Below are 25349 nucleotides of genomic sequence, written 5' to 3'. Positions count from 1 at the left end.
ACCTCACTGTTTATAGGCTTTTTGAGCATTTTGTGTCAAAAAAAATGAAGCTTGAATTAAAACTATCTGATTATGAGATAGAAGAAAAATAAATATTTTTTATTTTTTTTTAATCACAAACAGAAAAAGGTTCTATTCAACCTGCTTAACGATTATTCATTAACGAGGTTACTTGATATTATTATTAAAAATAGCCTCTACACTTCTATCTAACTACTGTAAATAAATGATAGGGTAACTACCTAAAAAGTATAAACAACAAATATACTAAGAGTAGTTCTTTAGATATTCACTAAAAAAATAGTAAAACAAAATAAAAAGATAGCTCTTAAAAACACAGACTAATAATATACTACAAACAATAATATATCTGCTATAATTAAATCATACTGATAGATAATAACACGCTACCTATCCATAATTTCGTACATTTATACTAAACTTAAACCCTTTAAGCTATGATAGTTATTAGTCCAACTGATTTACAAAATGAACAGAAAAAATACTTAGAGTTAGCAGAGACTGAAAAAGTAGTTGTTAAACGCGGAGATAAGTTCATACATCTAGTTGTATCTGATAGAGCATTCCTTGATGATGCTGCAGAACAAGGGGTCATAGGAGATGAGTTAAAAAAACGTGTCTTTAAACACATTGATACACTTTTTGAAAAATAGAAGACTAGTAACTACTGACCCCTATGATAAGAATAGTTTATGATTCAGAGATAGAAAATTACTTAAACAAACTCGTTACTATCTTATACGAAAATAAATATCTTAGTTCGAAATCGACAGCATACGATTATGTTAGCTAGATCATCGACACAATAGAAAAAGAAATAAGTGTAAAACCATATAAACCCGCTCCTCCTCATTTTGATCAATACGGAAAAGATTTAGTTTATGTTGTTTTTAAAAGGAATAACAATACTCAATGGTATGTCTTTTTCAAGCCTATAGATGATATATTCTATATCCGATATATAGGAAACAATCATACCTGCGCACAGTATATCACAGAAGACAATATATAAAGAGAGTATGTACTACAGTAATAACGATAGAGAAGTGATGTCAATAGTACACCAAATAAAAAAGCCAGTCATAAGACTGGCTTTTGTTTTGCTCCCCCTCTTGGGCTCGAACCAAGGACCCTCTGATTAACAGTCAGATGCTCTAACCAACTGAGCTAAGGAGGAAGGTTATATTTTACCTTTATTGCGGTGCAAATATATAACGATTTTTAGTATCTGCAAATATTTAATTTAAAAAATTAAAACTTTTTTATTCTTCACTTTTTAAGGTCGGAAGCCCCAGTTTATAACGATTTGCTATCAAGCGAATTACAAAAACGGAAGCCGCACAGAATATTTGTGTAAAAATTATACCTACACTGAAATAATCAAGTAGATAGTATATCATCACACCGAATATACAGGTCAGCGCATACCACTCCTGTTTAAAAATAGCAGGAATCTCGTTAATCATTATATCCCTAACGATACCTCCTACTATCCCAGTGATAGTCGCCATGATCACTACTACCCAAAATGGGTAGCCTAGAGACATGGTCTTCTCTGTACCTACCACAACAAATAAACCTAAACCTATACTGTCAAACCATAAGAAGGTACTGTTTAGATGCACTAATTGTTTTCTAAAGAGTACCACGAAGAATAATGCTATTACCGTACACCACACATACACACTATTTAACATCCAGAAAGGCGTAACTCCTAATAGTAAGTCACGCAGAGTCCCCCCTCCTGTAGCAGTGACAAATCCTACTACTAATGCACCGAACCAATCAAGGCTCTTCGCTGAGGCCATGCGGATACCCGAAATAGCAAATGCACAAGTCCCAAAGAACTCAATAATGTCTACAAAGTGTATTGTAGTCCAAAAATCAATAAATTTATCTAGCATAACACGACAATATATGTATAAAAACCGCCTTATTTAATTACCACTGACTTCTTATTTACGAATGATAATAATCCTTCTTCTGCCATTTCTCTTCCTATTCCAGAGAACTTATTCCCTCCGAATGGTACTCTAGGATCAGAGATTACCATCTCGTTTATAAATACAGCTCCTTCGTCGAACTCGTGAACCTTAGATTTTAAGAATTCGACATCTTTACTAAACATCGCCACACCTAATCCGAAGCGAGAATCGTTGCTCATCTCTATCGCTTCATCGAATGTATCATAGCCAACGATAACCGCTAGCGGGCCAAAAGTCTCTAGCTTAAATGCAGGCATATCTGGTGTGACATCTGTGATCACAGTTGGCTCGAACTTCGCTCCATCGCGTTTACCTCCCACTGCGATCTTCGCTCCCATCTGTACAGAATCATTCATAATCGTCTCTAGTTCTATCGCTAAATCTTCTCTAGCCATCAACCCGATACCTGTATTATGATCCATTAAGTCACCGAATCTGATCTCTCTGACTGCGGCTACAAACTTATCTGTAAATTCTTTAATAATAGCATTGTGGATTAAAAATCGCTTTCCTGCTATACAGCTCTGCCCAGTATTCTGAAATCTAGCATTGATAGCTGTGGGGATAAGAGCGTCTATATCCACATCTTCTCTTACGATAAAGGCATTACTCCCTCCTAGTTCTAACACTGTAGGCTTAATCAATTCTCCTGCTTTCTTCCCTACAGAGCTACCTGCTGCCTCACTCCCTGTAAGAGATACTCCCTTGATGATAGGAGACTCGATGATCGCATCTACTTCTCTACCTGCTACAGTTACATTAAAGTACACTTGCTCATACCCCTCTACTCTAAAGCAGTCTTCTAATGCCTTCGCACTAAGAGGTACATTACTCGCATGCTTCACTACTACCGTATTACCTGCTAATAAAGTCGGGATAGCAAATCTAAACACTTGCCAGAAAGGGAAGTTCCACGGCATCACTCCTAGAATGACACCTAAAGGATCATTCACCGTATACGTCTCTGTCCAATCTGTCTGTATAGTTCTCCCTTTTAGAATCTCTTCTCCATGCTCTATATAATAATCTATTAACCTCGCACTCTTCTCTGCTTCAGCTACAGCTTGCTTAATAGGCTTATGCATATCCAATGTCATACATTTTCCATACTCCTCTACATTAGTAAGTAAGTTCTGCTTAACTTTCTGAAGATAAGCTACTCTATCACTCACTTTAAGTTTCTTCCAATTTAGAAATGCACTATTGGCATTATCTAAAATATCTGTTACTACTTTGTCCATAGTTTGAATGTTTACATTTTCTCTAAAATTAATAATTGTTTTACAAACCTCCTTAAGCAACGAGATAAAATTTGACAACTCAGTTAAAATAGCTAAATTAGTATCATCCTAAAATGAAATGACTATGAGTAGAAATCAACTAATTTTTCTAATCGGCATCGCATTATTTGCCCTGTCATTTATCTTATTTTACTTAAATGTAATAGGCGCGCAGTTAGCTTACTTTGTGCTTCTGATATCTTTTGTTATGATTGTTAGCCCATTAGTGATCTATCTATTTAATAAGTTAAACTAAAGTTTTACTTTTGTCAAAAAAAACAAAGATGGATAAAAATGTAAAGTTATTGCTCTTAGGGGCTTTCCTTTTTATAATCACTATAGTACTTCGTTCTATGACAGCTATCAGTAGTAGCGTTATCCTAGCATTAGCTATAATATCGCTAGTCATCGTAGTAGTACCACTGTATAAACTAGTCTTTAAAAAACTACGCAAATAAAAAAGCCAGCTTATAGCTGGCTTACTTTTTTATCTCTATTCCCTACTAACAGATAGGCTATAGCGCCTAATACTGGAGCGAATATAATGATGAGGCACCATATCACCTTATAATTATATTCTAACGTTGATCTTCCTACTTTATACAAGCTATAAATTATTAGCCCAATAAGTGAAAGTAAGAAAAACTGCCAAACATAAAGAATCATTTTATTATTATGTAGTTTAGTTATATATCACAAAGAACTTTTCTTTCTATACTAAAAGCTAAAGTACAAAAAAAACCAGCTATAAGCTGGCTCTTCAGAATATTTAAAGTTCTATTTCTTTAATTCTCTTGTCAAGTTTTCTAACATTACTTCTGTCATAGAAGATAAGTCATACTTATGATTCCATCCCCAGTCTTGCTGTGCAGAAGTATCATCTATACTAGCTGGCCAGCTGTCAGCGATAGCCTGTCTAAAGTCTGGATTATACTCTATCGTAAAGTCAGGGATATGCTTCGTGATCTCAGCTGCTATCTCTTCTGGCGTGAATGAGATACCACCTAAGTTATAAGAAGAGCGAATCTTCACATCTTCTTTCTTCGCTTGCATAATACCTACAGTCGCATTCAGAGCGTCTTCCATATACATCATTGGAAGTGCTGACCCCTCAGATAAGAAACAGTCATAGTGCTTATCCTCGATAGCCTTATAGAAAATATCTACTGCGTAATCTGTAGTACCACCACCTGGAGGTGTAGTCCAAGAGATTAACCCAGGGTAACGGATACTGCGTACGTCTACTCCAAATTTGTTATAGTAGTACTCACACCAGCGCTCTCCTGTCTGCTTAGAAATACCATATACTGTACTTGGCTCCATCACAGTGTACTGAGGTGTCTTATGTCTAGGTGTAGTAGGTCCAAAAACAGCTATTGATGATGGCCAGAATATCTTTTTAATTTTACCTTCTTTAGCAAGGTTTAATACGTGGAACAACGAGTTCATATTTAAGTCCCAAGCAAAAGCAGGGTTTTTCTCTGCAGTCGCTGATAACAATGCAGCCATTAAATATACTTCCTCTACTTGGTGTTTTTCTATAACTGCCGCAACAGCGTCAAACTCCATAGCATTTAATGTCTCGAAAGGTCCCGAACTCATAAGAGCTTCATTTCCTTCTCTAATATCAGAAGCGATCACATTCTCACTTCCATAAACATCTCTTAATTTAAGCGTTAGCTCAGAACCTATCTGTCCGCAAGCTCCGATTATAAGAATTTTGGTTCCCATTGTTTGTGTATTTAAAAAGTACACAAATATAGTTTAAGTCCTATTACAAATCAATTTTCACCATCAAGATTCCTATAACTTTATAACTTATATAACAATCTGACAATCTATGTGGTATAAAATAGCACAGAACTTTGTAAATTTGACCTCTAAATCATAAGAACAATGAAAAGCAATTTATATATACTTCTACCTCTTTTATTCTTCGTATCTATCGTATCATTCTCGTGTAAAGACGAAGAGAAGTTCGCAAAAGAACAAGAATTAAAAATAGCACAACACAATGACAGTGTGTATGACTATCTAACGAAGAACTGGAATCTACGTGTTCCGGCTGCTTCAGCAGAGTTAGACGTTATCCTAAAAGATTGGAAACCTTGGCAAGAGTTTGCACAAGAGGTAAAGTTAAAACCTGTGTCTACTATAGGGGCTTTTCAGAAGAGTGCTAATAGAATAACAGAATTACTACAAAGCCTTACTTACCAACAATATCCTAAGGAGCTAGACTTGCCAGACATCAAAGCTAGAATGGCACTTCTACAAACTTCTCTAAACAACTTAAATATGTTCTTAGAAGTGACTCCGATAAGTATAGAAAAGTTAGATCAAAATCTAAAGCATACCAACACTGCGCTAAGACTACTTCTAGCTCAGATGGATGAAAATATTGTCAAAGCAAAATTACCACAAGAAGAAGGTGAAGCTGAGATGCTAGAGGCTATTAACGAAGAAAGAAGGGCTAACCCAACACCAGAAAACGAATAGAGCATGGATATTAAACAACGCTTTCAAGAGTCTTCAAAAACAAAACAACTCCTCCAAGACCTACAATCTAGAGGTAATAAAATATATCTAAAAGGATTAATAGGCTCGGCTATCTCATTTCAGATAGAAGCCTTATTCCGAGAAGCTGATGCTCCTTTTTTATTAATATTCAATGATAAAGAAGAGGCTGCTTATTACCTAAATGATTTAGAAACACTAGTCAATAAAACCGATGTTCTCTTCTACCCAGGTTCTTATAGAAGACCGTATCAGATAGAAGAGACAGATAATGCTAATGTACTACTACGTGCAGAGGTATTGAATAGAATTAGTTCTCGTAAAAAGCCTGCTATCATTGTTTCGTATACAGAGGCTATCTTCGAAAAAGTGGTTACTAAAAAGGTATTAGAAAAGAATACACTTAAAGTACATCAAGGAGATAAACTCTCTATAGACTACATCAATGAGGTATTGTTTGAATACAATTTTAAACGAGTTGATTTCGTAGCTGAGCCGGGAGAGTTCTCTGTAAGAGGAGGGATTATAGACGTATTCTCTTTCTCTAATGACAATCCATACCGTATAGAGTTCTTCGGAGACGAAATAGATAGTATCCGTACCTTCGACGTAGAAACGCAGTTATCTGTAGATAAACAAAAGAAAATCACTATCATCCCAAACGTAGAGAACAAGTTCTCTGCAGAGGTAAGAGAGAGCTTCTTAGATTATATCTCTGAGAAGACTGTTATACTAACGCAGCATACTGCTATGACAGTAGAACAGCTAGACCGTCAGTTCGATAGAGCTGTAGATACCTTCTCTAAACTTAATAAAGATTTAAAGCACAAGGAACCAAAAGATATGTTCTTAGACGGACAATCTTTCTTACATAAGCTAGAGCTATTTACGCTACTGGAGCTGAATGATACCAAACTGATGGATGTCAATAAGACCGTTGAGTTTCACATCAAACCTCAGCCTTCGTTTAACAAACAGTTTGACTTACTGGCTCGTAACCTGAATGACAATACAGACAATGGGTTCTATAACTACCTATTCTGTTCTAATGAGAATCAGGCTAAGCGCTTCAAAGATATATTTGAGTCTCTTAAAGAAGATGATAATCACAAAGTAGTACAATCATTCAAGACAATCGTGATGCCGATCTTCGAAGGATTTATCGATGAGGAAAAGCAAATCGTCTGCTATACTGACCACCAAATCTTCGAACGCTATCACAAGTTTAGTATCAAGAATGGGTATACTAAAAAGCAAACGATCACACTAAAAGAGCTAAACTCTCTTTCGGTAGGTGATTATGTAACGCATATAGATCATGGTATCGGTAAGTTCGGAGGGTTACAAAAAATACAAGTAGAAGGAAAAACACAAGAGGCTATCAAGCTAGTATATGCTGATAATGATATCGTCTATGTAAGTATTCACTCTCTACACAAAATATCAAAATACAATGGTAAAGACGGGGCTGTACCTAAGATCCATAAATTAGGTTCGGCTGCATGGAAAACCTTGAAGAATAAAACAAAGGCTCGTGTTAAGCACATTGCCTTTAACCTTATTCAACTATATGCAAAACGCCGTTTGCAGAAAGGATTCCAATGTGCTCCTGATAGCTATTTACAGCATGAGCTAGAGAGTTCGTTTATCTATGAAGACACTCCAGATCAGCTAAAAGCGACACAAGAGGTAAAGGCGGATATGGAACAAGAAAGACCAATGGATCGCTTGGTATGTGGGGATGTAGGTTTTGGAAAAACTGAAGTAGCTATTAGAGCTGCCTTTAAAATGGTTGATAATGGCAAACAAGTCGCAATACTAGTCCCTACGACTATCCTAGCCTTTCAACATTATCAGACATTCACAGAGCGTCTGAAGGATATGCCTGTACGTGTGTCTTATATCAATAGATTTAGAACTGCTAAACAAAAAGCAGAAATACTAAAAGACCTAGAAGCTGGTAAAATAGACATCCTTATCGGTACACATCAGTTAGTGAATAAAGGCATTGTGTTTAAAGATCTAGGATTATTAATTATAGATGAAGAACAAAAGTTCGGAGTAGCTGTAAAAGATAAGTTGAAAACGATATCAGAGAATGTAGATACACTTACACTTACTGCTACACCTATTCCACGTACACTACAGTTCTCTCTGATGGCTGCACGTGACTTATCTGTGATAAGTACTCCTCCACCGAATAGATATCCTATCGAAACAAATGTAGTAGGATTTAATGAAGAGGTGATTAGAGATGCTGTGTCTTATGAAATAGAAAGAGGTGGTCAAGTGTACTTCATCAATAATCGTATAGAGAATATTAGAGAAGTAGCGGGTATGATACAACGTCTCGTACCTGATGCTAAAGTAGGTATCGGCCATGGTCAGATGGATGGTAAAAAGTTAGAAGAACTAATGCTCGCGTTTATGAATGGGGAGTTCGATGTACTCGTTGCTACTACCATTATCGAGAGTGGACTAGATGTACCTAATGCCAATACGATATTGATTAATAATGCTAATAACTTCGGGCTATCTGACTTACATCAGATGAGAGGTCGTGTAGGACGAAGTAATAAAAAAGCGTTCTGTTACTTCATCTGTCCTCCTTATTCTGTTATGACAGAAGAGGCGAGAAAGAGAATACAGGCACTAGAGCAGTTTAGTGATCTGGGTAGTGGTCTAAACATCGCTATGAAAGACTTAGAGATCAGAGGAGCTGGTGATATCTTAGGAGGCGAACAGAGTGGTTTCATCAATGAAATAGGATTTGAGACGTATCAAAAGATCATGCAGGAAGCTATCGAAGAGCTTAAGGCTAACGAGTTTAAAGACCTATACGAAGAAGAGAATAAAGAAGAAAACAAGGTATTCGTAAAAGATACTCAGATAGATACTGACTTCGAGATATTGTTCCCTGATGAGTATATCAATAATATCACAGAGCGACTAAACCTGTATAACGAACTGAGCTTAATAACGAATGAAGAAGTCTTGCAGCAGTATGAACAGCGATTAATAGACCGATTCGGTGCACTGCCACGTCAGGCTATTGCTTTATTAAATAGCTTGCGAATCAAATGGCATGCTGCTAATATGGGAATAGAAAAGATCGTGATGAAACAAGGAAAGATGATTTGTTACTTCTTAGGGGATCAACAGTCAGACTTCTATCAATCTGCCAAATTTAGAAAGGTATTAATCTTCATACAACACCGTTCTAATATCTGTGAGATGAAAGAGAAGCAGACAAAGAATGGACTGAGATTATTGCTAACATTCAAAAATATAAAGTCTATCAAACAAGGGTTAGAATACATTGAACTTTTAGATTCAGCTGAAGCTTAACATAAACTTATAACGCCTGATATTGTATTAATATCAGGCGTTTCTATATAGTCTATCATCAAAACTTAAATAGAGACATTTACAGCCATTAATCTTATTCTGATATAATAAGTTACTATACATAGCTAATTCTCTCTATAATAAAAGAAAAAGGAGCTTTGCACTATATGCAAAGCTCCTTTAGTATATAATTTAAAACTTACTATTAATAACCGAATAAGTCTTCTAGGCTAAGTTCTTTTACTTTACCCATTTTCTTCACAGCTTCCCAGTCTAAGTTCTCTTTCTTACCTAATAATCCTACGTTGAAAGTTTTTCCTTTTACGTATTTATCGAAGTAGTTAACTAGATCAGTCATCTGCATATTCTGTACTTGAGAGTAGATATCTTTATTAATATCATAGTCAATACCTTTCTCTTTTAAGCTTAACCAGTAAGAGAATATCTGTGCTTTAGTATAACGCTGTGTAGCGATATTCTTAAGAACAGTATTTTTAGCATTTTGGAATTGGCTTTCTCCTTGAGGCATAGCATTCATTAATTCCATCATTGCTTCTACTGCTTGTGGTAATTTATTCGCTTGTGTACCTACATAAGCCATTACATAGTTATGTTTGTCAGCTTTTGCAGCATTCATATAGTATGCATAAGCTGAATATGCTAATGATTTAGACTCACGAATTTCTTGGAATACCACTGAAGCCATTCCTCCTCCAAAGTAGTTATTAAATACAGAGCTAGTCGCTAATAAGTCTTTATTAAACTTACCTTCTCTTGCTCTATACGTAATCTCTGCCTGAACCATATCATAAGGAGCAAAGTACAATGTTCCGTCAGTAGCTGGTTCTGGATATACTTTAGCAACAGGTATTTTTTTACCTTTTCCTAAGTTATGATGCTCTACGATTGCTTTCTTCGCTGTTTCCTTATCATTACCATAGTAGAAAACATCATTATTGTAATCGAAGAAGTTATGAATTAATCCAACTAATTCTGTTGGTTTAATAGTCTTTAATTCATTCTCACTTAAGATATCTTTAAAACGGCTTAACTCTCCATTAGAAACGATATAGCTATTCAATGCTCTTTGGATTCCTCCTTTACTTGATTTAGCATCTAAACGTCCTTTTAAGATCTGATCAACCATATTAGCATAAGCAGTATCATCAGCCTTAGCATCTGTTACTAAATGCTCTAATAATTTGATACCTGCAGGGATGTTTTCTTTCAATCCTTTTACAGTGATATAAGTCTTATCTGTACCTGTACTAATACCATAAGAAATACCTAACTTATAGAACTCTTTCTTAATATCAGCAGCAGAATACTTACTAGTACCTAAATAATCTAAGTACCCAATAGCTAATGATAACTTATTATCATTATCAGAACCTACTTCTGTAATATAAGTTACAGTTGCTAGATCATTTGTAGTATTCTTAATAGAATATAATTGACTATTCGTTTTACCAATCTTCTCTTTTTGAATAGCGCTATTGAAATCAACAAACACAGGAGCTATTTCTTTAACTTCTATTCCTTTTAGACGTTTATAGAATTCTGATTCACTATCTCTATTGATATCAATAGGTGTAATACCTGGGTTTTCTACACGTACTAAGTCTTTATTCTCTCCTTGACGTTTATAGATAACAACATAGTTGTCTTTATAATTTGCGTTCACGAAGTCGATTAACTCTTGTTTAGTCACCTTAGACATACGCTCTAAATCAGAAACAGCTTGTTCCCACGTACGCCCATGAATAAATGCTTGGTACATTTCTGTAGCCATTGCATCATTACTTTCTAAAGCCTCCATAGAGTTCTTACGGAATTCATTGACAACTGCGTTTAACAACCACTCATCAAACTCTCCTTTTTTAAGTTTCTCTATTTGAGCTAATAATAGATCCTTAACTTCTTCTACAGTCTGTCCTTCATTAGGCATACCTGTCAATTGGTGTACAGAGTAGTCCTTCATTACCATAGGTGAACTAGACGCATACAATGCTTTTTGTTGCTGATTTACATCTAAATCTATAATACCTGCCTGACCATTGCTTAACAACATATCGATCAAGTTAAGATAAATAGCATCTTTCGTCTTAACTCCTCCTAAACGGAAACCTATTTCTACACGCTCTGCTTGTGGGCTATAGATGTCCTTAACTTGTATCTTAGTTAAAGGCGCCTCTTGAGCGATATATTCTTTAGGTTGATTTGCTTTTTTCATTGAACCAAAGTAAGCGTTAACTAACTTAATTGTAGGTTCAAACTCTAAATCACCAACTAATACAACAGCTATATTATTTGGTACATAGTATTCATTAAAGTAATTATTAATAGCTACCATAGAAGGGTTCTTCAAGTGATCTGAAGTACCTATCGTAGTCTGAGTTCCGTAGTGTGTAGTTGGGAATAATAACTTCATCATTGCTTCATGTGAAGCCCAATAATCATTATCCTGTCCTCTATTAAACTCTTCATATACTGCTTCTAACTCTGTGTGGAATAGACGCAATACTAGTTCTGAGAAACGCTCACTCTCTATCAATAAGAATTTCTCTAACTCATTAGAAGGAATTACGTTCTTATAAACTGTCTCATCAAACCAAGTATGCGCATTAGTTCCTGTAGCTCCGATAGAAGCCACAGCTTTATCATACTCATTTGCAACAGCGTACTGAGATGCAATTTTAGAGATTTCATCTATTTTTTTATAAATAGCTTTCTTTTTCTCTACGTCTTTTTCGGCTTTATGTTGCTCATATAAATCAGAGATTTGTTTAATTAACTCTTGTTCTTTAGCCCAGTTTACAGTACCTAATTTAGAAGTTCCTTTAAACACCATATGCTCTAAATAGTGAGCTAGTCCTGTACTATCTTCTGGATCGTTATTAGATCCTGTACGAACAGGAATATACGTCTGTATACGTGGTTCATCATGGTTCTGAGCTAAATATACTTTTAGTCCATTTCCTAAAGTATACACTCTTGCTTTAGCTGGGTCATTCTCTACGTATTCGTAAGTAAATCCATTAGCGTCTTTTGTAGTAACAGTTTTATACTGTGCATGCATTGAAGCACTTACAGAGAAAATAAAACCGAACAGTAAATACCTTTTTTTCATTTGTCGGTGTTTTTGTGTCTATCTTCCAAAGCTATAAAATAAATTTCACACTCTTTTATTAAAATTCAATCTAAATTACAAACACAAAAAAAGGTCAGTTGTAATATTACAACTGACCTTTATATTTACTCTAATAATATGCTTATTTTACATCTACTGCTTCATGAATAGGTGTACCTATATTTCCATTAGGAGCTTCTATTTTTAAGATCTCTGCAATAGTTGGTGCTATATCTGTCATATGAGTCTCACGGATAGTCTTACCAGGCTTAACCCCCCATCCCATAAAGACAGCTGGTATATGAGCATCATAAGATCCCCAAGTTCCATGAGTTGTTCCTTTAGCATCTTTTCTTCCACTATACCATTGTGGTTCTAATATATACTGAATCACTCCACTTCTCTTGATATTATATCCATTAACTATACGCTCACGTATCTTAGCAGGAATAGCTGCTGTAGCCGCTTTATCCATATCAGTTACAAAAGCAATGCCTTCTATTTTCTTTAGCTCCTTAACGATAAACTCGCGAATATCATCTTCTTCTAAGTCTTTCTCTTGTACCAAAACATTGTTTAAATGAACTTGGTAGTTAGTTAAGCTCTTGATGATTTCTTTCTCACCGAACTTTTTCTCTAACTTTTCGTTCAATACTTTTTTTGCTTCAGCTGTATTAAAATAACCTGAGTTACCTTTTTGATCAGCAAAATACTTAGGATTATGTGCTGCTCCGTGGTCTGCTGTTAAAAAGAAAGTATAATTTCCTTTACCAACTTTCTTATCTAAATAAGTTAAGAACTCAGCTAAATCAGCATCTAGTCTTAAATATGTATCCTCTACTTCAATCGAATTAATAGCAAATTGATGTCCTACATAATCCGTAGACGATAAACTTACAGCTAAGAAATCTGTAACTCCAGCAGGATTAGCTCCTAATGCTTCACTATCAATTGCTACTTTAGCAAAGTCAAGAGTTAGAGAATTTCCAAATGGTGTAGCTTTAATTAAGTCATACCCATTGTCTTTTTTTAGCTTAACTAAATCACGTGGAAATACAGGTTTATCTTCACCTTTAAAAGGTTCTTCATATACATTATCATCAGCAGTACTTAGTACATACGTATCTATAGGATACAAAGTATTCCATCCTTTCTTAAAGTATTTATCTGCTAACTTCTCTTTATTAAATGACTTTACCCATTTAGGTAAATCATTCATATAAAAAGAACTTGTAATCCAATCACCAGAAGCTCCATCTAACCAATAAGCAGCATTAGCAAAATGACCTGCAGGCAATATTCCTCCTCTGTCTTTTATAGCAATACCTACTACTTTTGATTGGAAATTAGTAGCTAGTTTTAACTGATCTGTCACAGTAGACACTAATAAATTCTTAGGTGATTGTTTTCCTACTTTACCTACACCTCCTACTGCTTCTACACTATCATCTTGAGTACAGTACATACTCTCACCTGTTGCTTGAATGATAAAATCATTACCCGCTATTCCATGTACAGCAGGTACACTACCTGTATAAATAGTACTATGCCCAATAGCAGTATAAGTTGGGATATAATCTATTAGTGTGTTTTCACTTGAAAAACCTTCGTTTAATAAGCGTTTAAATCCATTATCTGAATAGCGATCATAGTATTTATAAAGGTAATCCCATCTCATCTGGTCTACCACTACTCCTACTACTAACTTTGGTTTCGGTAATGTTTCACCAGCTAAGGCAGAAAGTGAAAACATACAGCCTACTGCTGCAAATAAGGTTGTTTTAAATTTCATTTATTTAAGATTAGTTTTGTTTAATAAGGTCTCTGTCTACAAAACTATTAAACTCAGAGACTTTACAAACATATAATAGACAAAAAACTTCAATATTAACATTTAAAGTTATCTAGTTCAAAAGTAAACTTACTCCTTAATTCCAAGATTAAGAGAGTGTTATTATTTTGAATTCTTGAAAATAATAAAGGCTGTTCATTACTGAACAGCCTTTAAGCTAACTAATTCTTTAATATTTGTAAGCTAATTATATGTTTGGATTAAAATCTGATTCTTTTTTAGGTATTCGCCATGTCCATTTGTTATTCATTTCCGGAGTAAATTCCTTTGCAAATGTTGGACTTGCATTTCCTCCGTCAGATCCTAACTTTCTACTAATAGTTCTATTCCAACGTTTGTAATCAAACCAATCAAATCCTTCTCCCCATAACTCAATACCTCTGTACTTAACTATCTCCTCAAATAACTCTTTACCAGACTTAGAACAAGTATAGTTTGCATCTCTACCAGAACTTCTAGTTAATTCTTCTAATAACTTTGCAGCTTCAGAATCACGTCCTAAGAAATGCAATGCTTCAGCTTCTATTAAATACATCTCTGAAGAACGGAAATGATTTATATGTCCTACCCCTGGATTAGCGTTATTCTTTATTTTCACTTGCATATAAGCAGCTGTTCTAGCATCAGAGGCTATATCTGGAAACTTAGAACGAATATCCAAGTCTAATGAACTCTTAGTTACAGTTAATCCACTATCAACACTAAAATCTTTATCTGAATATCCAGTAGGATCCATAAATAACCCTTTACGAATATCTGATGCTGGAATAGTTTCATAAAGCTCTTTACTAATACGACTTGGAGAGTTTCGTACTGCACTAGCGTTTGAATTATATCCTATATAAGCTCCGTAAGAAAAATAATGTAACTGCTCATCAGTCGCACCATAACTACTCCATATCCACTCTTTATTAGGGTTTGAAAAACCACCTTTATAATCTGCTACAGACATTAAAGGATACCCTTTCTTTGCAAGTCCTGCTTCTCTTAATGCAACAGTATAATCCTGTTTATTTAGTGCTGCTCTAGCATAAATAGCATGAACTACGTTAACATCTATCATAAAATTATTAGCTCCACCTCTCTTATAACCACTTTCTTCAAACAATTGAATAGCTAAATCTAAATCCTTATAAATCTGAGCGTACACCTCTTTTAAAGGCGACAATGGCATTTCTTTAGGATCATCAAGAGTTAATCTTAAAATAACGGATTTAGTTTCTCCCTTATTTGAATCAACCCATCGATTTCCATAAAGTTGAACTAGCATTGTATAAGCATATGAACGATAAGCTAAAGCTTGTGCTTTTAAATATTTTTTTTCGTTAGCAGGTCCTTCTGCACCATCTACTTTGTCAACTATTGCGTTAGCATTAGTAATTAACATATAGTAATAATGCCAAGGGTAAGAATTATGTGCATGGCTTGTATTCTCTAAATACTCAAAATTAGCTACCGCAGATAATATATCTTTTCTTGAATTATTTCCAGGTATTTCACCATAATGTAATTTTATTGTTCCTTCGCCATTATACCCTTGTGCATTATGCTGGGCTGTCATAATTTTTGCTAATCCATTCACAGCCATAGCAACAGTCTCCGTAGTTTTAAATACATTTTCAGGAGCTGTTTGATTAGTTGGAAGAGTGTCTAAATAATCTTTACTACATGAGCCTAAAGCTAATACTGTAGAGAATAAAGCATATTTTATATATTTAATTTTCATCTTAATCTAGTTTTAATATTAAAATCCTAAGTTAACCCCAAAAATAAATGTTCTTGCAGTTACCCATGCATCTTGGCTATAACCACCAAATGATTGTTGTGGGCTCATTCCTTTTAATTTAGTAAAAGTAGCTAAATTGTCTACTCCTAAATTCAAGCTCATTTGACTGATTCCCATTTTTGTCAAAACAGCCTTAGGCATATCATAATTCAATGATATATTCTTTACAACTAAATAATCTCCACTCTTAACAAATCTATTTGATAGAGCATTACTTTGTGATCCCACAGTACCAAATTGAACTATTGGTAATCCATTAGGATCAATTCTATCAGGTGATGTTGCTGTCATTCCTTCTGGTGCCTCTTTCCATGATCCTAAAATATCTTTGTGAATTGCACTAGGAGTTGAACCAACTGTCATTAAACTTAAATACGAATAATCAACCATCTTCCCTCCTAAAGCATAAGTAAATAATGCTGATAAAGAGAAATTCTTATATGAAAATGACGTTGTAAAACTTCCCTCCATTTTTGGCAAAGCATTACCAGCAAACTCTCTCTTACCATACGCTGAAGCATTAGTAGTATAAGTTACCCCATTTATAGTTACTAAGTTAACAGCATCAATCTCTTCTTTCCCTGGCGCCGAACCATTTACATTAAAGCTCTCATTATCTACAACGTATAATGATCTACCAGTTAACTGATCAACTCCAACAAATACTGGTAACCAAAATTCATATATACTTTTACCCTCTTTTCTTAAAAATGGTGCAGAAGGAATTCCAAATTCTCTATTCTCTGCAGGAAGAGTAACTAACTTATTCTTCATCCATGTGGCATTAACTCCAAAATTCCATTTAAAATCTTTATTACGGATAATATCTACATCAAATGAAAGTTCTAATCCATTGTTAGAAATTGTTCCTACATTACTAGTGACACTAGAAGTCTGAGATCCTGTACTAGTTGATCCATTTGATAATGGCATACTTAAATCAAACAATAAATTTTGAGAGCGTTTATCAAAATATTCAACTGTAAAGTTAGCACGGTTAAATAATCGCCCATCAATACCAACATTCACAGATGAAGAAGTTTCCCACTGTAAATCAACATTACCATTTTGATTTTTATACATTGCAGGTTTACCAGCATTTTTAACGATTGCATATAACGATTGATAAGCGTAAGTATCAGCTCCTCCATCATTTCCAACTTCTCCATAAGATGCTCTTAATTTTAAATAATCAATTTGTTTCACTTTAAAGAAATCTTCTGCACTAATAATCCAGCTACCTCCTATAGACCAGAAGTTACCCCATCTGTTATCTTTATGGAACTTTGAAGATCCATCTCTACGAAATGATGCTTCAGCGAAATATTTATTAGCATAATTATATTTCACTCTAGATAAATACCCTTCAGTTCTATACTTAACTGTATAGTCAGTTAAACTTGTAACATCGCTGAAGTTAACCCACTCAGGAATACCAGGGAATGTTTGACCTGCTTTTAATCCATATAAATAACTATAATCAGTATTATAGTTCTCATGACCTAATAACACTTCTAAAGAGTGGTCTCCAAAACTCTTATTCCAATTTAATAATTGCTGTGCAGAGTATGTCTTATATCTATAAACATCTCTTCTAGAACGTCCACTATTTCCTTTTCCATCACCAATAATAGCATTGTCATACTTTCTATTCTCGCTATTGCGTAAACTTAAATCTCCTTTAATTGTAAACGTAAAGTCTTGCAAGAATTTAAAATCTGCATAAAACTGTCCATTAATTGTATTACGGATAGATTCATTACTATTTAATTCATTCTCCCAAATTACGTGACGTCCATTAAACTGCTTACGAGAAGAGTCTCCTGTATCAAACATCTTATTCCCATCACCATCATATAAATAATCTCCTGTTTTTTGATCATGTACATGCACAGGGTAAATAGGAGCAATGTTACGAGCATACATAAATGGATTTGTATAAAGCCCTGTGTCACTAGTTGTCGCACTTAATCCATTTGACATTTGATGAGAAGCAGCAATATTAGCACCTACCTTAATTGCATCATTTACTTTATAATCAGCATTTACCCTTCCTGTAAACCTCTTAAAATCACTTCCTTTAAAGTATCCCTCATTATTTAAGAATCCTCCAGAAAAATAAGCTCCTCCCTTATCATTAGCTACACGCCCACTCATATTAATATCCTGATACATACCAGTTCTTTCTATTGGCTTATACCAATCTAAATCATCAGAATATCCTGCTAATATTTTAGCATTTGGATTCAATTTACCATTTTCTACAAATAATTGATCACCAGGCAGGTTGTAAATATTAGTCCACAAGATATCACTTACTAATTTCTGATTAGCCATTAAACTAGCTTGTTCGTAATTAACCTTGTTACTAATTAAGCTGTTTCTATATCCAGTCCACATTGTTTCCATAAACTCATCTGGTCCTAATCTATCGTAATCTTTCATACCACGAGTAAATAAACCTTGCTTCATATTAACCCCAAAAAAACCTTTTCCTTTAGAAGCTTTCTTAGTTGTAATTAAAACTACCCCATTAGAAGCTCTATTTCCATATAAAGTCGAAGCAGATGCGTCTTTAAGAACAGACATATTCTCAATATCATTTGGATTGATATCAGAAATATTTCCTCCAAAAGGAACTCCATCAACTACAAGTAAAGGTGCATTATCTCTCAATGAAGAAAACCCACGAATACGAATACTTGGCTCTGCACCTGGCTGACCAGAAGCATTATTCACACGAATACCTGGAGCTGCCCCTTCTAATGCACCAAGAGCATTTGTTGCTGGTCTTTTGGCAATATCATCACTGCCTACTACAGCGATAGCACCTGTTACAGATTCTTTAGTAGCAGTACCATAAGCTACTACTACTACATCCTCTAACACCTGACCATCTTCTTTTAATTTTATGTCATAATGTGTTTTTGATGTTAATCTAATTCTTTGTGTTTCATAGAACACATAAGAAACAACTAACACATCGCCTTCGCCTGCATTAATTGTAAATATCCCATGATCATCTGCACTTGTTCCGAAGTCAGTTCCCTCTAGAACAATAGTTGCACCAATCAACGGTAAACCGTCAGTGTCTTTTACACTTCCAGTTATTGTCTTTTTTGCTTGTGCAAAAACCACACTTGTTAACACAAGCATAGAAAACGTTAAGTAAAGTTTTAATTTCATAAACATCTTTTTAAGATTATTTTAGCATTGTCAAAAATATAAAAAAAATAACATGAAAAAACAAATTACATACTTAATCAATAAATAAACACAAAATTACTTAAAAAAATACACCAAAATCAAATATATATCTAATCATTTTAACATAAAACAAAGTATTTTACAAAGAAATAATTCACATATTATGAATAAATACAAAGCAAAAACATCTATTTATTAAAATAAAGTTAATACAACCTTAACATATAAAAATTACAACACATTTTATACTTTAGTACACTCTCAGCACCTAATTTCATCCCTTTATCCCTTACCTTTACATAACTAAAACTAAACAACATGACAAAACCATTTAAAGTTGTTGCTTTCGATGCGGATGATACCCTATGGGTGAATGAACCTTTCTTTAATGAAGCTGAGAAAGCATTCTGTATCTTAATGGAAGATTACCTAACACATCAAAGCATCTCACAGATATTATTCAAAACACAAATAGACAACCTACCTCTATACGGATATGGAATAAAAGGCTTTACCCTATCCATGGTAGAAGCGGCTAACATAATCTCAAAGGGGACTGTAAGCCCAAAAGTAATCAGTAGAGTCATTGCTATAGGAAAGGATTTATTAACCAAGCCTGTGGAACTATTAGATGACGTAGAACAAGTACTAAAAGAGCTTCAAGGAAAGTATAAACTAGTAGTCGCAACCAAAGGTGACTTAAAAGACCAACACCGCAAACTGCACAAGTCCGGTTTAGGAGCATACTTCCATCATATAGAAGTCATGACAGATAAAGAAGAAATAGACTATCAGAAGTTATTAGGTCGTTTAGATATCAAGCCTGAAGAGTTTATTATGATAGGTAATTCTCTAAGATCTGATGTACTTCCTGTATTAGAATTAGGAGGTCACGCAGTACACGTCCCTTTCCATACTACATGGTTACACGAGCATGTCGATCACGAAATAATACATCCGAACTTTACTTCTATAAAAAAACTATCAGAGATTAAAGAGATACTACTATAAATAAAAAGAGGCTAGTTGATGATCAACTAGCCTCTCACTTACACCTATAAACAATGTATTCTTTGATTAGAATCTATATCCTACGAATACATTAAAACTCTGATTATATATCTTTAGATCCTTCACACCAGGATTTTCTTCTAACCCAAATGTATTCGAGTTATCGAAGATACTGGCAAACCCTCTACTGTAGTTAGCTCCTACTAAGAACCCACAGTTAAACTGGTACTCAGCACCTACTACGATACCGTAGTCCATCTTCTGTAGATACTGTCCATCTTCTTGATCATCTTCTATACTACCGAAGATACCGTGATCTTTATATGTATTCCCCTCTTCGTCTACTGCTGTGATAGAAGAGTATAATAACATATTCACATAAGGTCCAGCGTATACTTGTAGCCCTCCCACTTTAAACACAGCACTGATTGGATTAAGGCGTAGACTGTGCATTTGCAATTTAGCATCTAGTGTTACCCCATCTTCAGTCTCTCTATCGAAGCGACCACCATACTGTTGATAAAACAACTCGTGTTTCAGCCCAAAATATTTTCCTAAACTATTATCCACACTTACTCCCACGAAGAAGTTATTGCGATTACTCACTTTACCATCTATAGCTAAATACTCTAGATCATCTCCTTTAAGCGTAGACTGTATCCAACCTCCTTTTACACTAAAAGTAGTATTCCCTTTTAAATCGTGATTTACATCTTGTGCTATAGCTGTACCTGATACTGCTAACACAGAGCATACACTTAGTAATAAGTTTTTCATACCTCTCATTCTTAAAAATCAATATCCCAAATACCCACTGCGTTCTCTAACTCCACTAGAGCAGATGCATAGCCAAATAGCGTCTCTGCATAAGCCTGTTGTGTTTCGTTATAAGTACGTTGTGCATCCAACACTTCTAATAGGCTACTCGCCCCTCTTTGATAGCTATACTTGATCCCTTCGTATACCTGTTTAGCCTCTTCTAACATTCCTTTTTCAAACCTATTGATCTGCTTTTGTTTCGTTAGATAGTTACGATATGCTTGAGTAATCTCTTTCTCTAACTCTAGCTCTATAAAGTCATATTCTAGATGAGCTTGACGTTCCTCGTATAATGCAGTTTTTAATCCTGATTCTTTTCTATTAGAGAACTTCAGCGGAATAGAAAAACCTGCTTTAACCACCGTATTACCAGGTGTAGGAGCAATAGCATTCTTCACAAAAGAGTTGTTCTCTACCCCGAAGTTAAGTCCTAAATCTATCGCACGTTCTGCTTTAGCTAAAGAGACTTGCTTACTCGCTACCACCTTATTCTGTCTAGCGACAAGGAAGTCAGCTCTATTGTTCTGAGCAGTCACAATCAAGTCATCTAAAGAGAATAATCTATCAAACTTGTTGAAATCTCCCTGAGGCAAATAGATTGTATCGTTTCTCTGTTTACTGATCACGTTTCTGATCTCTATCAAGCTATTCTCCCAAGCGTCATCTGCATCTTGTAACTCATTATACATCCCTTTAGCTTCTAAGTTACTTTGGATAGCATCCACTTTACTGATCTGCCCTAATGTATAACGAATACTATCAGACTTAGCTACTTGCTTCATAGACTCATAAGAGTCGCGTTGTATATCGAACAACATCTTATTCTGCAAGGCTTCTAAATATAAGATAGTAGACTCTGCACGCATAGTCTGGAAGAACTCTTGTAACTCTAATTCTGCTAATGTCTTCTGATCTGCAGCTAAATTCTTTCTTGCCTTGCGCTTACCACCTAATTCTAAATCCCATGATAACTCTGCTTCAAAGCCATATCCCATCTGCATACGCTTCTGTTGATTATCAAACCAACCAAAGCTCAGCTCAGGGTCTGGAAACATCTTAGCTGCTTGTACCTCAGCTTCTGCAATATCTATATTATACTTCGCTGCTGCATATCCTAAGTTGTTCATTGACATCTTATGAAGATACTCCTTATATGTCAATGCTGTCTTATCACTTACATTGTCTGTATGAAGTTGTGCTACCACAACTTCATTACAGAACAATGCTAATAATCCTACTAGTATATATTTTCTAATAACATTCATACCTAATACTAATTTTCGTCTGTTTCACTTTTTACGAAGTCGCTATCACTACCCCATTTGCGTTCTACCATATAATACAAGGCAGGTAATACAAACAGTGTAAGAACAGTAGCGAATAATAGACCATAAACGATCACAGTAGCTAGAGGTCTCTGTACATCCGAACCGATACCTGTAGCTAACGAAGCAGGGAATAACCCTAATACCGCCACTGTAGCCGTCATCAACACAGGTCTGAAACGCTCTTCTGCACCTGTCAGTACCGCTTCTTTTAATGCTATACCTCTTCTTCGGAGATCGTTGATATGGGAGATCATAATCACCCCATTCTGTATCGCGACTCCAAACAACGCAATAAATCCTACTGCTGAAGATACGTTCAATGACATACCTCTAATGTTTAAGGCTAACATACCTCCAAATAAAGCTAACGGTACAACGATCATCAGCAATCCAGCTTGTCTAAACTGTCCAAAAGCTCCGTATAGTAATACAAACATTAAACACAAAGTCAAAGGAACAATTACTGCCAGACGGCTATACGCTCTATTCTGATTCTCGAACTGTCCACCCCATTCGATATGGAACTTTTCGTGATCATACGTGATATTGCTTTCTATCTTTTGTTGCGCTTCTTTTAATAGTGACGCTAAGTCTCTATTACGCACGTTTAGTTTTACAGTTAAGTGACGTCTATTCATCTCACGAGTGATCGTACTCTCTCCTGTACTCGTCTTAACATCTGCTACCTGAGACAGCGGAATCTTAGCACCTGTACTAGATGTCAACATTAAGTTAGCGATCTTCTCTGGTGTATTTCTACTCTCTTCAGTATATCTAGCACTGATATCATATACCTTATTTCCGATGAATATCTGTGATATAGCCTTACCCCCTATAGCTACCTCAATAAGTTCTGCAACATCAGATACGTTTAATCCATATTGAGCTATCTTATCTCTATTTGCATGGATCTGTAGCTGTGGTAATGGTGGCTCTTGATCTATCGCTAAATCTACCGCTCCATCTACCGTACGCAGTGTACCTAACACCTCATTCGCTATACGTCTAGTCTCGTGAAAATCTTCTCCATATACCTTCACTACCAATTCACTATGCGCTCCAGATATCTTATCCATTACCCCATCGATCATCGGCTGAGCGAACCCAACTGTAAATCCAGGTAATGACTCATACTCTGCTGCCAGCTCTTCGATTAAGTCATCTTTAGTCTTACCACGAGGCCATTCTTTATAAGGCTTGATACCTACCGAACATTCGAAATGTGATGGAGTAAATGGGTCTGTTCCATCATCATTACGCCCAGACTGTACCATGATATACGTTACCTCATCATACTTCATTGTTCTAGCACGTAGTGTATCACTCATCTCTTTTGATTTCTCTAGTGAGATACCAGGAGGTAAGGTTACTTGAAGCCAGATAGAACCTTCATCTAATGGAGGTAAGAAATCTTTACCTACCTTCATTGACAATCCTATTGTAATCGCTAAAACAACTAATAACGGTACGAATACTTGCTTTGGCTTATTTACAATCTTGATAATTCTATTGTGATATACATTCGTTAGTTTCTCTAACCACTTATTGTGATAGATCTTTCTCGGTTTTCTATACACCGCATACGCAAGACCTGGAATCAAAATCAAGGCTACTAATAACGCACCTATCAAGGCATATCCTACTGTAAACGCCATCGGTGTAAACAACTTCTTCTCTACACGTTCAAAAGCGAATAATGGTAAGTATGCTGTGATAATAATGATTGTTGCGAAGAAGATAGGCTTAGCCACCTCTTTAGTACGCTGTGCTATAGACTTCTCTTTTAGTTCTTCTTCCGGATTGTCCTCCCTCTTCTTCAGTATGGACTCCATCATCACGATGGCACCATCCACTATAATACCGAAGTCTATTGCTCCTAACGAAAGTAAGTTAGCAGGTATATCTGTGAAGTGCATCATGATAAATGCAAACAACAGAGATACAGGGATTGTAATCGCTACTAATAGCGCTCCTCTCCAACTTCCTAAGAATACAATCAATACAATCACTACTAAACTAATTCCTTCGATTAGCGTAGTAGACACAGTATGTAATGTCGTATCTACTAAATCTGTACGATCTAAGAAAGTATGTATTCTAACACCTTCTGGCAGTAAACCATTGTTCAGTTCATCTACATATTGGTGTATCTTATCTAATACTACAGATGGGTTTTCGTGTTTTAATAACAGTACAATCCCCTCGATACTATCAGAATAATCTCTTTCTCTATCTGTAAAACCAAGAATACCTTTGCGCTCTACATTTCCATATTTTAAGCGGCCTAAATCGTTTAAGAATACAGGTATACCATCTTCTGCCTTAACAACGATTTTACCTAAATCCTCTAAATCTTTAATCAACCCGATACCTCTCACCACATACCCAAGGTCTCCTCTCGTTAGAACACTTCCTCCTGCATTGACGTTATTCTCTTCTATCGTCTCTGTCACATCGCTTAGCGATAGACCATATTGTTCTAATTTATGTGGATCTAATTCGATTTGAAACTGAGTAGTGATTCCACCGAAGTTAGTTACCTCAGCTACACCAGGCACTTGATTAAGCTTAGGGATAATCACGAAGTTTTGTAAATCCGTTAATTCTCTAAGACTATATCCATCTCCCTCTATAATATATCTATATACCTCACCGATAGGCGATGTCAGCGGATCTAACTCAGGAGTCGCATCATAAGGCAACTCTACATCGTTTAATCGCTCTTGGATTCGTTGACGAGCGAAGTAGTCATCTACTCCATCAGCGAATACTATCGTGATCATAGACAGTCCGAATGTACTGTTACTACGCATCACGTGCATTCCAGGCATACCATTAAGAGCGCGCTCTATCGGAATGGTAATCTGTAATTCTATCTCTTCTGCTGCCAGCCCTGGCACTTGTGTTACTACCTGAGAAGTAGTATCTGCTATATCTGGATAAGCTTCTATTGATAATTGTTTCCAAGAATAATATCCAAATATACACAGCAAAGCAAACAACGCTGCTACAAGCCATCTTTTGTGAATAGCTGTATCTATTATACCTTTCTTCATTGTATTATTGTT

The 25349-nt window shown here is 35.4% G+C and carries 16 protein-coding genes and 1 tRNA gene; 5 read left to right on the top strand and 12 right to left on the bottom strand.

What is annotated here, in order from left to right; genetic code table 11:
- The first annotated feature begins 458 nt into the window (after positions 1-458).
- Positions 459-674 carry a hypothetical protein gene (locus tag BK054_RS06020; protein ID WP_071307071.1) on the top strand — a complete coding sequence of 72 codons (216 nt, stop codon included), beginning with the start codon at positions 459-461 and terminating at the stop codon, positions 672-674.
- A gap of 450 nt (positions 675-1124) precedes the next feature.
- Here BK054_RS06020 and BK054_RS06015 read toward each other — a convergent pair.
- From BK054_RS06015 to BK054_RS06005, 3 genes are all read right to left on the bottom strand, one after another.
- Positions 1125-1198, bottom strand: a tRNA-Asn gene (locus BK054_RS06015).
- A gap of 85 nt (positions 1199-1283) precedes the next feature.
- Complete coding sequence (locus BK054_RS06010; protein ID WP_006257792.1) at positions 1284-1925, bottom strand: trimeric intracellular cation channel family protein; 642 nt, start codon at positions 1923-1925, stop codon at positions 1284-1286.
- Positions 1926-1954: 29 nt separating this feature from the next.
- Positions 1955-3247, bottom strand: coding sequence for an aldehyde dehydrogenase family protein (locus BK054_RS06005; RefSeq protein WP_041895081.1), 1293 nt, complete (start codon positions 3245-3247; stop codon positions 1955-1957).
- A gap of 323 nt (positions 3248-3570) precedes the next feature.
- On the opposite strand from BK054_RS06005, the gene BK054_RS18430 reads away from it, so the two are divergent.
- A complete protein-coding gene (locus tag BK054_RS18430) occupies positions 3571-3744 on the top strand; it encodes a hypothetical protein (RefSeq protein WP_006257795.1) in 174 nt (57 codons plus the stop codon).
- A gap of 10 nt (positions 3745-3754) precedes the next feature.
- Here the strand turns inward: BK054_RS18430 and BK054_RS06000 are convergent, their stop codons facing one another.
- The gene (locus BK054_RS06000; protein WP_006257796.1) at positions 3755-3952 is read right to left on the bottom strand and encodes a PLDc N-terminal domain-containing protein; all 198 of its coding nucleotides are present in this window, start codon (positions 3950-3952) and stop codon (positions 3755-3757) included.
- A 111-nt stretch (positions 3953-4063) separates the two neighbouring features.
- Entirely contained in the window at positions 4064-5017 is a 954-nt protein-coding gene (locus tag BK054_RS05995; RefSeq protein WP_071307070.1) for an NAD-dependent epimerase/dehydratase family protein, read from the bottom strand.
- 165 nt (positions 5018-5182) lie between these two features.
- On the opposite strand from BK054_RS05995, the gene BK054_RS05990 reads away from it, so the two are divergent.
- Positions 5183-5782 (top strand): hypothetical protein, encoded by a 600-nt coding sequence (locus tag BK054_RS05990; RefSeq protein WP_071307069.1) that lies wholly within the window; start codon positions 5183-5185, stop codon positions 5780-5782.
- 3 nt (positions 5783-5785) lie between these two features.
- Positions 5786-9148 carry a transcription-repair coupling factor gene (mfd, locus tag BK054_RS05985; RefSeq protein WP_071307068.1) on the top strand — a complete coding sequence of 1121 codons (3363 nt, stop codon included), beginning with the start codon at positions 5786-5788 and terminating at the stop codon, positions 9146-9148.
- Positions 9149-9353: 205 nt separating this feature from the next.
- Here mfd and BK054_RS05980 read toward each other — a convergent pair whose 3' ends face one another.
- From BK054_RS05980 to BK054_RS05965, 4 genes are all read right to left on the bottom strand, one after another.
- Positions 9354-12278, bottom strand: a complete 2925-nt coding sequence (locus tag BK054_RS05980; RefSeq protein ID WP_071307067.1) for a M16 family metallopeptidase — start codon at positions 12276-12278, stop codon at positions 9354-9356.
- A gap of 142 nt (positions 12279-12420) precedes the next feature.
- A complete protein-coding gene (gene pafA, locus BK054_RS05975; RefSeq protein WP_071307066.1) occupies positions 12421-14070 on the bottom strand; it encodes an alkaline phosphatase PafA in 1650 nt (549 codons plus the stop codon).
- A gap of 247 nt (positions 14071-14317) precedes the next feature.
- A complete protein-coding gene (locus BK054_RS05970) occupies positions 14318-15856 on the bottom strand; it encodes a RagB/SusD family nutrient uptake outer membrane protein (protein ID WP_006262528.1) in 1539 nt (512 codons plus the stop codon).
- 18 nt (positions 15857-15874) lie between these two features.
- The gene (locus BK054_RS05965) at positions 15875-19102 is read right to left on the bottom strand and encodes a SusC/RagA family TonB-linked outer membrane protein (RefSeq protein WP_006262527.1); all 3228 of its coding nucleotides are present in this window, start codon (positions 19100-19102) and stop codon (positions 15875-15877) included.
- 339 nt (positions 19103-19441) lie between these two features.
- On the opposite strand from BK054_RS05965, the gene BK054_RS05960 reads away from it, so the two are divergent.
- On the top strand, positions 19442-20134 hold the full coding sequence (locus BK054_RS05960) for an HAD family hydrolase (RefSeq protein WP_071307065.1): 693 nt from the start codon (positions 19442-19444) through the stop codon (positions 20132-20134).
- Between the two features lie 66 nt (positions 20135-20200).
- On the opposite strand, the gene BK054_RS05955 is transcribed toward BK054_RS05960, so the two are convergent.
- From BK054_RS05955 to BK054_RS05945, 3 genes are read right to left on the bottom strand one after another with little or no spacing between them, the layout of a single operon-like run.
- Complete coding sequence (locus BK054_RS05955) at positions 20201-20911, bottom strand: outer membrane beta-barrel protein (RefSeq protein WP_006262525.1); 711 nt, start codon at positions 20909-20911, stop codon at positions 20201-20203.
- Between the two features lie 11 nt (positions 20912-20922).
- Positions 20923-22218, bottom strand: a complete 1296-nt coding sequence (locus BK054_RS05950; RefSeq protein ID WP_006257806.1) for a TolC family protein — start codon at positions 22216-22218, stop codon at positions 20923-20925.
- An 8-nt stretch (positions 22219-22226) separates the two neighbouring features.
- Positions 22227-25337 carry an efflux RND transporter permease subunit gene (locus BK054_RS05945; protein WP_006257807.1) on the bottom strand — a complete coding sequence of 1037 codons (3111 nt, stop codon included), beginning with the start codon at positions 25335-25337 and terminating at the stop codon, positions 22227-22229.
- Between the last annotated feature and the right edge of the window lie 12 nt (positions 25338-25349).

It is taken from the genome of Myroides sp. ZB35, from assembly GCF_001865835.1.
Lineage (GTDB): Bacteria > Bacteroidota > Bacteroidia > Flavobacteriales > Flavobacteriaceae > Flavobacterium > Flavobacterium odoratimimum.
This window is presented reverse-complemented; position numbering and strand designations above follow the sequence as displayed.

Excerpts from the sequence above, each read along its gene's own strand:
- pafA (WP_071307066.1), bottom strand. The coding sequence starts at position 14,070 with ATGAAATTTAAAACAACCTTATTTGCAGCAGTAGGCTGTATGTTTTCA.
- BK054_RS05995 (WP_071307070.1), bottom strand. The coding sequence starts at position 5,017 with ATGGGAACCAAAATTCTTATAATCGGAGCTTGCGGACAGATAGGTTCT.
- BK054_RS05955 (WP_006262525.1), bottom strand. The coding sequence starts at position 20,911 with ATGAAAAACTTATTACTAAGTGTATGCTCTGTGTTAGCAGTATCAGGT.
- BK054_RS06010 (WP_006257792.1), bottom strand. The coding sequence starts at position 1,925 with ATGCTAGATAAATTTATTGATTTTTGGACTACAATACACTTTGTAGAC.
- BK054_RS05950 (WP_006257806.1), bottom strand. The coding sequence starts at position 22,218 with ATGAATGTTATTAGAAAATATATACTAGTAGGATTATTAGCATTGTTC.
- BK054_RS05990 (WP_071307069.1), top strand. The coding sequence starts at position 5,183 with ATGAAAAGCAATTTATATATACTTCTACCTCTTTTATTCTTCGTATCT.
- BK054_RS05945 (WP_006257807.1), bottom strand. The coding sequence starts at position 25,337 with ATGAAGAAAGGTATAATAGATACAGCTATTCACAAAAGATGGCTTGTA.
- BK054_RS06020 (WP_071307071.1), top strand. The coding sequence starts at position 459 with ATGATAGTTATTAGTCCAACTGATTTACAAAATGAACAGAAAAAATAC.
- BK054_RS18430 (WP_006257795.1), top strand. The coding sequence starts at position 3,571 with ATGGATAAAAATGTAAAGTTATTGCTCTTAGGGGCTTTCCTTTTTATA.
- BK054_RS05965 (WP_006262527.1), bottom strand. The coding sequence starts at position 19,102 with ATGAAATTAAAACTTTACTTAACGTTTTCTATGCTTGTGTTAACAAGT.
- BK054_RS05980 (WP_071307067.1), bottom strand. The coding sequence starts at position 12,278 with ATGAAAAAAAGGTATTTACTGTTCGGTTTTATTTTCTCTGTAAGTGCT.
- BK054_RS05970 (WP_006262528.1), bottom strand. The coding sequence starts at position 15,856 with ATGAAAATTAAATATATAAAATATGCTTTATTCTCTACAGTATTAGCT.
- BK054_RS06000 (WP_006257796.1), bottom strand. The coding sequence starts at position 3,952 with ATGATTCTTTATGTTTGGCAGTTTTTCTTACTTTCACTTATTGGGCTA.
- mfd (WP_071307068.1), top strand. The coding sequence starts at position 5,786 with ATGGATATTAAACAACGCTTTCAAGAGTCTTCAAAAACAAAACAACTC.
- BK054_RS05960 (WP_071307065.1), top strand. The coding sequence starts at position 19,442 with ATGACAAAACCATTTAAAGTTGTTGCTTTCGATGCGGATGATACCCTA.
- BK054_RS06005 (WP_041895081.1), bottom strand. The coding sequence starts at position 3,247 with ATGGACAAAGTAGTAACAGATATTTTAGATAATGCCAATAGTGCATTT.